Annotated in this window: 10 protein-coding genes and 1 tRNA gene; 6 read left to right on the forward strand and 5 right to left on the reverse strand. The window is 58.4% G+C overall.

Annotated elements, in window-relative coordinates; all coding sequences use genetic code 11:
* Nucleotides 1–670: 670 nt before the first annotated feature.
* Nucleotides 671–758: transfer RNA gene (locus tag PG888_RS21565), tRNA-Ser, on the reverse strand.
* A 197-nt stretch (nt 759–955) separates the two neighbouring features.
* Here PG888_RS21565 and PG888_RS21570 point away from each other — a divergent pair.
* Nucleotides 956–1,705, forward strand: a complete 750-nt coding sequence (locus tag PG888_RS21570; RefSeq protein ID WP_182938707.1) for a DsbA family protein — start codon at nt 956–958, stop codon at nt 1,703–1,705.
* Nucleotides 1,706–2,000: 295 nt separating this feature from the next.
* Nucleotides 2,001–2,903, forward strand: coding sequence for a sulfite exporter TauE/SafE family protein (locus tag PG888_RS21575; RefSeq protein ID WP_182938708.1), 903 nt, complete (start codon nt 2,001–2,003; stop codon nt 2,901–2,903).
* On the opposite strand, the gene PG888_RS21580 is transcribed toward PG888_RS21575, so the two are convergent.
* Complete coding sequence (locus PG888_RS21580; RefSeq protein WP_182938709.1) at nt 2,818–3,633, reverse strand: hypothetical protein; 816 nt, start codon at nt 3,631–3,633, stop codon at nt 2,818–2,820. The genes PG888_RS21575 and PG888_RS21580 overlap by 86 nt on opposite strands.
* A 216-nt stretch (nt 3,634–3,849) precedes the next feature.
* Nucleotides 3,850–5,136 carry a glutamate-1-semialdehyde 2,1-aminomutase gene (gene hemL, locus PG888_RS21585; RefSeq protein ID WP_182933411.1) on the reverse strand — a complete coding sequence of 429 codons (1,287 nt, stop codon included), beginning with the start codon at nt 5,134–5,136 and terminating at the stop codon, nt 3,850–3,852.
* A 244-nt stretch (nt 5,137–5,380) separates the two neighbouring features.
* Here hemL and clcA point away from each other — a divergent pair, with 244 nt between their 5' ends.
* The 3 genes from clcA (at nt 5,381) to erpA (ending at nt 7,994) form a co-directional block, all read left to right on the forward strand.
* The gene (gene clcA, locus PG888_RS21590) at nt 5,381–6,769 is read left to right on the forward strand and encodes a H(+)/Cl(-) exchange transporter ClcA (RefSeq protein ID WP_182938710.1); all 1,389 of its coding nucleotides are present in this window, start codon (nt 5,381–5,383) and stop codon (nt 6,767–6,769) included.
* A gap of 91 nt (nt 6,770–6,860) precedes the next feature.
* Entirely contained in the window at nt 6,861–7,556 is a 696-nt protein-coding gene (locus tag PG888_RS21595; protein WP_005340216.1) for a DUF6776 family protein, read from the forward strand.
* Nucleotides 7,557–7,643: 87 nt separating this feature from the next.
* On the forward strand, nt 7,644–7,994 hold the full coding sequence (erpA, locus tag PG888_RS21600; RefSeq protein WP_005340225.1) for an iron-sulfur cluster insertion protein ErpA: 351 nt from the start codon (nt 7,644–7,646) through the stop codon (nt 7,992–7,994).
* 139 nt (nt 7,995–8,133) lie between these two features.
* Here erpA and nhaC read toward each other — a convergent pair whose 3' ends face one another.
* On the reverse strand, nt 8,134–9,543 hold the full coding sequence (gene nhaC, locus PG888_RS21605) for a Na+/H+ antiporter NhaC (RefSeq protein ID WP_042060692.1): 1,410 nt from the start codon (nt 9,541–9,543) through the stop codon (nt 8,134–8,136).
* Nucleotides 9,544–9,844: 301 nt separating this feature from the next.
* On the opposite strand from nhaC, the gene PG888_RS21610 reads away from it, so the two are divergent.
* Nucleotides 9,845–10,054 (forward strand): hypothetical protein, encoded by a 210-nt coding sequence (locus PG888_RS21610; RefSeq protein ID WP_139707380.1) that lies wholly within the window; start codon nt 9,845–9,847, stop codon nt 10,052–10,054.
* Here the strand turns inward: PG888_RS21610 and PG888_RS21615 are convergent.
* Nucleotides 10,049–10,321 (reverse strand): late competence development ComFB family protein, encoded by a 273-nt coding sequence (locus tag PG888_RS21615; protein WP_075113841.1) that lies wholly within the window; start codon nt 10,319–10,321, stop codon nt 10,049–10,051. The two genes, PG888_RS21610 and PG888_RS21615, sit on opposite strands and share 6 nt — an antisense overlap.
* Nucleotides 10,322–10,506 lie beyond the last annotated feature (185 nt).

Below are 10,506 nucleotides of genomic sequence, written 5' to 3' on the forward strand. Positions count from 1 at the left end.
TCAGAAGTGAAACGCGGTAGCGCCGATGGTAGTGTGGCATTCGCCATGCGAGAGTAGGACACTGCCAGGCACCCAATACAAGAAACCCCGCTCGATGAGCGGGGTTTTTTATTGCCTGAAAATCAGCAAATAGACTGATAATTGACCTGCTTTATCTCCTTTCCTCTGTTCTTATTGTTACTCGCCGTTGTTTTCTGGTTCAACAAATAGTCTGATATTCTGCTTTGTACTCTTCCTTCACTGAACCGCTGTCGCTCTGTATGGCGGCTCTGGCGTAGTCATGCCCGCACATTCGATGCTCGCCTGTACGCCATGATCTCTTGTTTGCGATCTTTCCTGGGCATCTGCGTCCTGTGTTAGCTGAAAGCTTTCTTTTTAAGCCTCAGTCATGGCCTCTGCTTATCCATGACTTTATTAGTCGCGCCAGAGAATGTGTTGGCTGTACCAACACGCAGGCGCTGTAGTTGCTGCGTGTTGTCGTTGTGGTTTGGGGTAATAAGAAAATAGGCAGGGAGCGCAGAGCTTCGAAGTTGATAGGTGATCTTGCGGCAGCTATTGAGCCGCGGGCGGGGAGATTAAGGGAAGGCTAATTTGTTGAGATCTATGAGAAATGGCAAATCGCAGGCAAATAAAAAGCCCACGCAACATGGTTGCATGGGCTCGTTATGAATGGCGGAGGAGGTGGGATTTGAACCCACGGATGGTCGCCCATCGCCGGTTTTCAAGACCGGTGCATTCAGCCGCTCTGCCACCCCTCCGCAGCAGTGCGGCGAATATTACCATGCTGATCCGGCTTGTAAATCCCTGCCCGGTTCGATTGCTGGTTAATTGCACTAAATGACATGAAAAAGTGGCAATCAGGGCGCATCAAGCGCTTTTTTGGCCAGATAACTTGACTTGAAAACAGACTCAACCACTATAGTGCCCTCTATCATATCCTCTGCAAGATAACGTTATGACTATTAAAAATGCCCTGTTTTGCGCGCTGGCTGGCGTGACCCTGTTGGCGACACCGGTACATGCGAGCGAGTTGACCAAGAGCGATGTCGAGCAAATCGTTCGCGACTATCTGGTCAAGAATCCCGAGATCCTGGTCGAGATGTCCAATGCCCTGCGTGCCAAGCAGGAGAGTCAGCAGGCCGAGAGTGACAAGTCGCTGATCAAGGCTCACTCCAAGCAGCTTTATGCCAATCAGGATCCAGAGATGGGAAATTCGAAGGCATCGCTGACCATTGTGGAGTTTTTCGATTACAACTGCGGTTACTGCAAACGGGCCCATCCGCTGGTCAAGCAGTTGATGTCGGAAGATAAAGACATCCGTTACATCTACAAGCAGTTCCCCATTCTGAGCGAATCCTCCTACTTCGCTGCCCGTGCTGCGCTGGCGGTTCAACTGGGCCAACCTGACAAGTATCAGGCGTTCCACGAAAAGCTCTATACCCATCAGGGCCCGCTCGCTGATGAGGCTCAGGTCAAGCAGCTGGCGCTGGCGGCCGGTGTTGACTGGAGCAAGGTGGAAGCCAAGATCAAGGATGGCAGCATTGACCAGAACCTCGGCACCAACCGAGCGCTGGCTGAAGCGCTCGGTATCTCAGGTACCCCCGCCTTCATCATCGGTGATCAGATCCTGCGCGGTGCGCCCCGCGATCTGGCCAGCCTGAAGGGGTTTATCAAGGACGTGCGCGCCGGCAAGAGCATTCAATAAGCGGTTGTCATGGTCGGGGGCTTGCGCCTCAGCCAGATACAGAAAGAGGGTCGGTATCACTACCGGCCCTCTTTTTCATTATGTCCCTTGGCACAGGTGGTCGTCGCGAAAGGACCATAACAACGTGCTCAGGACCCGGCCTGTTGGCCTCAGTAACAAGTATTAGCAGAGTCGTTCGACTTCCATCTGGAAAAGTTTCAACTCCTCTTGGCTGGCTGCGAAGCTTGCTTAATTACAGCCAAGACTTTTTCTGCGCCCTGCCTTAGAATCGCCGCCCGGTGCAGGAGAAACCCATATGTTAGTTGATATTTTGCGGATTATTTTTATAGCCGGTGGCTTGGCATTTGTCTTTATGCTGGTGCAGGCCTGCTGGCAGAAGAGATGCAACGGTACGCTCGAATCCACTCCCTTCTGGCCGGTGGCGTTGATCGGTGGGGTTGCCAACTTCCTCGATACCCTGGGAGTGGGCAGCTTTGCGGTAAAGACCGCCTGCTACAAGCAGTTCAAGTTGATCGATGACCGGGTACTGCCGGGCACCCTCAATGGTCAGTGCGTGCTGCCGACCGTGACCCAGTCGCTGATCTTCATCGGGGCGGTGGCGGTCGAGCCACTGACGCTGATCAGCATGATGATTGCCGCCGCAGCTGGAGCAGCCTGGGGCGCTCGCCATGTGGCCTCGTTTGATCGGCAGACCATCCGGTTGGTGATGGCAATCTCCCTGCTGGTCGTCGCCGGGTTGATCTTTGCCGGTCTGCTGGGTCTTTTCCCCGTTGGCGGGGATGCGATGGGGCTCAGTGGCTACAAGCTGGCGATCGCCCTGCTTGGCAACTTCATCTTCGGGGTGCTGATGAATGTCGGCATCGGCCTGTTTGCCCCCTGCATGACGCTGGTCTATCTGCTGGGGATGAATCCGCTGGCGGCGTTTCCCATCATGATGGGCTCCACCGCCGTGCTCAGCGTCTTCTCGGCGGGCACCTTTATCCGCAAAGGGGCGTTTGATGCCAAAGCCGTGCTGGCGGTGGCCATCTTCGGCCCCATCGGCGTGGTGCTGGCCGCCATGCTGGTCAAATCCATGGATATGGAGATGCTGAAGTGGCTGGTTGCCTTTATCGTCATCTATACCTCCTGGACCATGTACGCCTCCTGGCGGGCGGCGCGTCGCGCCCCTGTGCAACTGGCGGTGGAGAGCGCAGGCTAGCCTGCACCAGTGCCGCTTCGGCCTTGGCCCCGAGAAAGACATAGAGTCCGAGCGCCAGCAGCAATCCCACCGCGCACCCCATCACCCCAATCGCAGGCCAGAGCAGCTCGCTCTGGCCGAGCGACCCTTTGAATAGCAGCAACAGTCCCTCGATGGAGACCGCGATCAGGATGGCGGCGATAAAGCGGGTGATGGTGCGACGAATGGCGCTGTGGCGGAAGATATCCTTATGCAGCAGCACCTCCTCCTCCAGAATGGTTTTGCCCAGATCGAATACCGCCAGTGCCAGCGTCAGGAAGATGATGGCGCTAAAGGCGCCGAGCCGGTTCTGCTGCTCGCCGCACAACAGCTGGTAGAGCTGCTCCAGCCCGTGCCAGATGAGCGTCGCGACGATGAGAAACAGCGCCATGCTGAGGACCACATAGACGGCCTTGAACCAGGGCATGGCGCGGCGGCGATCCCTGTCCCCCATCAACCAGCCAATCAGCTGATTCAGACAGACGGTGATCTCCCGTCCTTGCCCCTGCACGATAAGATGCAGCCGGTTATGGGCCGCCGGTGTCGCAGGCTGGATGCACACAGGCCCCTGATAGTGGTCAATGCTGACAACAAAGGGATACCGCTTGAGCGAGGCAAGGGGGGCGCTGAGCAGCCCCTGCAGTAGCGGGGTCAGCTCTTCCTGATACTCCTGATAGCGCCGCAGCACATCGATGGGACTCATCTCTGCCATATGGACCTCGGTGACGTGGGCTCTGTTGCGGATGTGCAAATAGTGGGCCTGCTTTATGACAGGGATGGCGGGGCAAGTTGCACCAGAGGATGACAAAGCGACGGATGACGAGGGGGGAATGCACCAGAACTGGGCGTATTGCCGCCCTGCGTGATGATGGAGGCACTTCGATAGAAAAGGGCCCATGACGGGCCCTTTGCGACAACCGGCGGCGATTTAGCCTGCCAGCTTGGCGAAGCTGCGCTCGGCAGCAGCCAGGGTGTGTTCAATCTCCTTGTCACCGTGAGCCAGCGACAGGAAGCCCGCCTCGTAGGCGCTCGGTGCCAGATAGACACCCTCTTCCAGCATCAGGTGGTAGAAGCGCTTGAAGCGTTCCATGTCGCAGCGAGTGACCTGCTCGTAGCGGGTAATTTCTGGTTCGTCGGTGAAGAAGAAGCCGAACATGCCGCCCACATAGTTGATGGCGAGCGGAATGCCATGCTTGGCCGCGGCCGCTTTCAGCCCTTCTGCAACCCGTGCAGTCTTGGCGCTCAGTTGCTCATAGAGGCCCGGCTCCAGCAGCAAGTCCAGCATGGTCAGACCGGCCGCCATGGCCACCGGGTTGCCGGAGAGGGTACCTGCCTGATAGACGGGGCCGGTCGGGGCAATGTATTGCATCACCTTCTTCTTGCCGCCGAAGGCGCCGACCGGCATGCCGGCACCGATGATCTTGCCAAGGGTGGTGAGATCCGGGTCGATGTTGTAGTAGCCCTGAGCACCGCGCAGGGAGACACGAAAACCGGTCATCACCTCGTCCAGGATCAGCAGGGCGCCGAACTCGTCACAGATGGCGCGCAGACCTTCCAGGAAGCCGGGCACCGGCGGGATGCAGTTCATGTTGCCTGCGACCGGTTCAACGATGATACAAGCGATCTCGCTGCCGTACTGGGCGAAGGCTTCGCGCACAGAGTCCAAGTCGTTGAAGACGCAGGTCAGGGTGTGCTTGGCGAAATCGGCCGGTACGCCCGGGCTGTTGGGTTGACCCAGAGTCAGGGCGCCGGAACCGGCCTTGACCAGCAGGGAGTCGGCGTGGCCGTGGTAGCAGCCCTCGAATTTGACGATCTTGTCGCGGCCGGTGTAGCCGCGGGCCAGACGAATAGCGCTCATGGTGGCTTCGGTGCCGGAGTTGACCATCCGCACCTGCTCCATGGAGGGGACGATTTGGCGGACTTTCTCGGCCATCAGCACTTCGATCTCGGTCGGCGCGCCGTAGCTCAGTCCCTTCTCAACGGCCTTGATGACGGCGGCCTTGATGGCAGGGTGGTTGTGACCGAGCAGCATGGGGCCCCAGGAGCCGATGTAATCCACGTAGGCCTGACCATCCACATCATAGAGATAGGCGCCATCGGCATGATCGATGAAGCGGGGCGTGCCGCCGACCCCATTGAAGGCGCGGACCGGTGAGTTGACGCCACCGGGAATGGTCTGGCGGGCCTGTTCAAACAGCTGATCTGATTTTGACATGGATCATCCTTAATGGGATTTTGGGCGTCACACAAGGGATTGCAGCCGATTGAGACTCGGCAGGCCGGGGCATGAGGAGTATGCTTTGCGCTCTCGCCACCCGGACTCTCGGTCTGCTCCCGTGACAAAAATTTAACGGGCCGACTATAGCAGAAAGCCCCAGCCCTGGGCAGCCGAGCAACGTGCCGGGTGATCCTGATCTCAGCTAGCTGACGATATGGTTTTTCCAGGTTGGTGTAACAAGATGGCGCAACAAGCTCTCTCCTCTGAACCCGATACCGCTTTGCGGGGGCCGCTTTCCCGCATTATCCGGCAAGACAAGATGCCCTTGTTGGTGCTGCTGCTGGCAGCGCTGGTCGGCACCCTAGCCGGGCTGGTGTGCGGCCTGTTCGAATCGGGTGTCCACTGGCTGGCAGAACAACGCATCGCCTTGCTGGCCGACCGTCCCTGGTGGCAGCTCGGTCTGCTCGGCTTTGGCTTCAGCGCCTTGTTGGGATTTGTCGGTTACTTCCTCACCCATACCTTTGCCCCGGAAGCGGGGGGCTCCGGCATTCCCGAAATCGAGGGGGCGATGGACGATCTGCGCCCGGTACGGTGGTGGCGGGTATTGCCGGTCAAATTCTTCGGCGGCATCTGTACCCTGAGCTCCGGCATGGTGCTGGGGCGGGAGGGGCCCTCGGTGCAGATCGGCGGCAACCTCGGCAAGATGGTGGCGGATATCTTCCGGCTGCCCAAGGAGCATGGCCACGCTCTGCTGGCGGCCGGTGCGGCAGGCGGTCTGGCGGCTGCCTTCAATGCGCCGCTGGCGGGCATTCTGTTTGTGATGGAGGAGATGCGGCCGCAGTTTCGCTACTCCTTTCTGGCCATCAAGGCGGTGGGGATCTCCGCCATCATGGCGACCCTGATGTTGCAGAACATGAAAGGGCAGGGGGCGGTGATCACCTTGCCCCACTACGATGCGCCAGCCCTCAAGGCACTCTGGCTGTTCCTCTTTATGGGGGCCACCTTCGGGGTGCTCGGCTTTGTTTTCAACAAGCTGGTACTGGCCTGTCAGGATGGTTATCTGGCACTGCATCAGAACAGGCGCCACCGTTTCGTGGCCATCGGTATGCTGGTCGCCGGGACCTTTGGTGTGTTGTCGCTGTTCGCCCCCTCGGTGACGGGCGGCGGCACCGAGCTGATCCCTCATCTGATGGGGGATGAGTATGCGATGGCGACCCTGTTCATCATCTTCTCGGTGCGGCTGGTCGCGACCCTCATCTGCTTCTGCTCCGGCGCTCCGGGCGGGGTGTTTGCGCCGACTTTGGCGCTCGGCACCCTGTTTGGCGTGGTGTTCGGCCATCTGTTTCATGCGGCATTTCCGGAGCTTGGCATCGAGCCTGGCGCCTTTGCCATCGCAGGGATGGGAGCGCTGTTTGCTGCCACCGTGCGAGCCCCCATCACCGGTATCGTGCTGGTCACCGAGATGACCGACAACTATCAGCTGATCCTGCCGATGATGATCACCACGGTCGGGGCGACCCTGGTTGCCCAGTGGCTGGGTGGCCGACCCATCTATTCCCAGATCCTGGAGCGAACTTTACGGCTCGCCGCGCGTCAAAAGCGGGGTGATGGCAGCGCCACGGCCAGTTAATTTTTCCCTTTATCGCGTTTGACCCCGGTCCGGGCGGTATAGTGAAGGGAGAGGCGCTGCCGTAAATGGCGTGATAACGGGATGAGGGGCTATGTCCAATCTATTGAAGTTATTGGTCGTGTTAGCCGTTGGCGGGCTCATCGGTTACTTTGTCGGTAACCGTCAGGAGCTGGCCCAGAGCAGTCTGTTGGTGGTGCAACAGGAGACGCTGGATCGTCAGGGCAAGGCCATCGGCCAGCTCAAGACCGAGCTGGGGGTGAAGGATACCCGGTTAGCGACTCAGAAAGCGGCCTTCGAGCAGTTGCAGACCACCCTGAAGAGTCAGGAGGCGCAGGTGCAGGAGCTCAAGCGCCAGCTGGCCTTTTTCGAGCGGATCATGCGACCCACCGGCGAACAGGTGGGGGTGGTTATCGACAACCTGACCCTGCAGGAGACCAGCATTCCTGGTCGTTACCACTACCGTCTCGCCCTGACCCAGCCCGCCAAGAAGCGGGAGCTGTTTCGTGGTCAGGTGCAGATCCGGGTCGAGGGGAGTCTGGCTGACAAGCCGAAGACGCTAACCGGTCGAGATCTCGGGATGAAGGTGAGCGAGTGGCGCTATGCCCTGCGTTATTTCCAACTGCTGGAAGGGAACTGGCAGTTGCCGGAAGGCTTTGTGCCGGATCGGATCCGTGTCACCATCAACAAGGACGGCAGGCAACCGGCACAAGAGCTGCTGGTTGAGTGGGGCGAGGTGATCAAGCCGCTGGTCGCCGCGCCGCCTGCTCCGGTTCCCGCTGCCGGTTAAACGTGGTGAATACTTGAACTGAATGGTCGGGTATTGGATAATTTCGCGGTTTCCATGTTTGTGGATCTAATGGTTGTGAGGTCAGTAATGAGTGCAGTAGCAGAAGCCCCGCTGCCCATCCAGATGACGGATGCGGCGGCCAACAAGGTGAAGAACCTGATCACCGAGGAAGAGAATCCCGAGCTGAAGCTGCGGGTGTACATCACGGGTGGGGGCTGCTCCGGTTTCCAGTATGGCTTTACCTTTGATGAGAAGATCAACGACGGGGATACCGTGGTCGAGAAGAACGGCGTCACCATGGTGATCGATCCCATGAGCCTGCAATATCTGGTAGGCGGCAGTGTGGATTACACCGAGGGTCTGGAAGGTTCACGCTTCACCGTGACCAACCCCAACGCCACCACGACCTGTGGTTGTGGCTCCAGCTTCTCCATCTGATCGGCGTTATCGGTCTGATGAAACGGCTCTCGGCGACGAGGGCTGTTTTTGTTTGTGGTGATCAGTGAACGCCATCAAACAGCATTTCTCTAAAACAACAAAGGCGCCTTGATGGCGCCTTTGTTGTTTGCAGGATGGCTTAGCGGGAGCTTGCCGCCGCGACCAGCGGGATCCGGTTCACTGCCTTGCCCATGTAGGCGAGGGTGATGGTCACAATGATGCAGGTGAAGCTCAGCCACATGTAGGGTAGGTAGTCGAGGGTCGCGACCCCCAGTACCCCGGCCATGAAGATGCCGTTGTCGCTCCAGGGCACCATGCCGCAGGTGAGGGTGCCGCCAAACTCGGCGTTGCGAGAGAGGTTCTTGCGTGCCAGTCCCAGCCGATCGTAGTTCTTGGCCATGATCTTGGGGGTCAGGATCAGCGACACATACATGGCCGAGCCAAACACGTTGGCCAGAAACGCGGTGGCTATGGTGTGGCTGGTCAGGCTGCCGACGCTGTTGATGCGCTTCTCGAAGGCGCTGGCGATCACTTCCAGAATACCGACCTTCTCCAGCAGGCCGCCAAACCCGAGGCCGAAGATGATGACCGCGACCGAGCCCAGCATAGACTCCATGCCGCCGCGACCGAGAATGTTGTCGATAAAGTCGATGCCGGAGGTGATGGCAAACGGACTATAAGCCGAGTGCATTGCCTTGACCGGATCCATGCCCTGGAAGGCGATGGCCCAGATCAGGCCCAGCAGGGCGCCGAAGCTGATCACCGGGAAGGCGGGCTTGCGATTGGCCAACAGGCCCAACACCAGTACCACCGGCACGATGGCCAGCGGGGTGATGTTGAACTGGTTGTCGAGGGCCTCCATCACCAGATTGACCTGCTCCAGGCTGACGTTGCCCGAATACTGCATGCCGACCACGGTGAACAGCACGGCGGTGATGACATAGGAGAGCAGGCTGATGGGCAGCATCCCCTTGATATGCTCCACCACGTCGACGTTGGACATGGTCGAGGCCAGCACCACAGAGTCGGAGAGCGGGGAGAGCTTGTCACCGAAGTAGACGCCGGAGAGCACGGCACCGGCTACCAGCGGCGCAGGCACGCCGAGACTGTGGCCGATCCCCATCATGGCGATACCGGCGGTGGCGGCAGAGCCCCAGGAGGTGCCGGTAGCCAGCGAGGTCAGGGAGCAGATGATCAGGGTTGCCAGCAGGAAGATGGACGGATGGATCACCTTGAGGCCGAAGTAGATGATGCTGGGGACGATGCCGCCGGCAATCCAGGTGCCGACCAGGGCACCGACGGAGACCAGGATCAGGATGGCCCCCATTCCCTTGGCGACGCCGTCAACGGCCGCCTGCTCCAGGGATTTGTAATCGTGGCCGAGCTTGATGCCGAGCCCCATGATGACGAACCAGGCGATGAACAGCGCCAGCTGGATCGGCAGATCGAGCACGCTGGTGAACGAGAATGCCAGGGCCAGGAAAATGGCCAGACAGATGAACACCTGCGCCATGCCCGGTAGTCGGATGTGGTTTTGTTGGTTTTGCATAGATACTTCCTAAACTCTTGCTCGCCAAAGTCAGTCCCTCTCGTCCTGTGGATACACGTATCCCGAGGGGCCAACCCAAAAAGAGGCCGCAATCTACCACAAACCTGATGGGTTAAAGCCCCATCAAATTGGTAAAAATGCACATTTGATTGAAAAAATCACAAATTAGTTGATCTCATAACCCGTTTTTGAGCGCCCTGTTGACATGATAGGTCACATACGAAGCCTGCTTGTGACGCGACTTGCATCCTTGATAGATGAAGATGATAATTATTATCAATTGTTTGTTGGGGAGAAAACAATGCGCTGGATATTGCGGGGGATGATGTTGCTGGTGGCGATGGCCGTACTCGCATGGGGTCAGGATAAAGAGTACGGCACCTGGAGTGCCGGTTTTCTGCTGGCTGCCTGGGTGATGCTGGAGCCCGGATTGCGGCCTGCCTTGATCTTGCTGCCAGTCGCTGGCTTGACCGGTATCGCCACCTTGCTCTGGCAGCAGCCCTGGTTATGAGGTTTTGACGGGAGCCTGCTTGATCTTCTGCTGTGCCAGCTTGAGCGACTCGACCACCAGCTTCTCCATCTCGGTGCGCTTGGCATCGGTCAGGAAGTAGATCATGTCGACATCGTGGCGAATATAGTGGGAAGGGAGCTGGTTGAGGGTCAGGCAGCAGAGATCGGCCATCTGGTCGCCGGTGAGCTTCTGTTGCAGATCCTGCTTCTCAATCTCCTTGAGCACCAGATGTTCGTAAAAGTTGTGAATGTCGGTATCCAGTATCATATGCGTTCCTTGGCATGACGATGAGCGGGGAGTCGTCAAAAGCATAGCCATAACAAGGGGTAAAAACAAAAGGCCCGTCACTTTCGTGATGGGCCTTTTGCGTAATGAATGGTGCGAAGAGAGGGACTCGAACCCTCACATCCGTGGGACACTAACACCTGAAGCTAGCGCGTCTACCAATTCCG

Source organism: Aeromonas sp. QDB23 (genome assembly GCF_027707745.1).
Lineage (GTDB): Bacteria > Pseudomonadota > Gammaproteobacteria > Enterobacterales > Aeromonadaceae > Aeromonas > Aeromonas allosaccharophila.

Coding starts and splice junctions, on each gene's coding strand:
- PG888_RS21615 (WP_075113841.1), bottom strand. CDS start 10,321: ATGATACTGGATACCGACATTCACAACTTTTACGAACATCTGGTGCTC.
- hemL (WP_182933411.1), bottom strand. CDS start 5,136: ATGTCAAAATCAGATCAGCTGTTTGAACAGGCCCGCCAGACCATTCCC.
- PG888_RS21610 (WP_139707380.1), top strand. CDS start 9,845: ATGCGCTGGATATTGCGGGGGATGATGTTGCTGGTGGCGATGGCCGTA.
- PG888_RS21575 (WP_182938708.1), top strand. CDS start 2,001: ATGTTAGTTGATATTTTGCGGATTATTTTTATAGCCGGTGGCTTGGCA.
- PG888_RS21595 (WP_005340216.1), top strand. CDS start 6,861: ATGTCCAATCTATTGAAGTTATTGGTCGTGTTAGCCGTTGGCGGGCTC.
- clcA (WP_182938710.1), top strand. CDS start 5,381: ATGGCGCAACAAGCTCTCTCCTCTGAACCCGATACCGCTTTGCGGGGG.
- erpA (WP_005340225.1), top strand. CDS start 7,644: ATGAGTGCAGTAGCAGAAGCCCCGCTGCCCATCCAGATGACGGATGCG.
- nhaC (WP_042060692.1), bottom strand. CDS start 9,543: ATGCAAAACCAACAAAACCACATCCGACTACCGGGCATGGCGCAGGTG.
- PG888_RS21570 (WP_182938707.1), top strand. CDS start 956: ATGACTATTAAAAATGCCCTGTTTTGCGCGCTGGCTGGCGTGACCCTG.
- PG888_RS21580 (WP_182938709.1), bottom strand. CDS start 3,633: ATGGCAGAGATGAGTCCCATCGATGTGCTGCGGCGCTATCAGGAGTAT.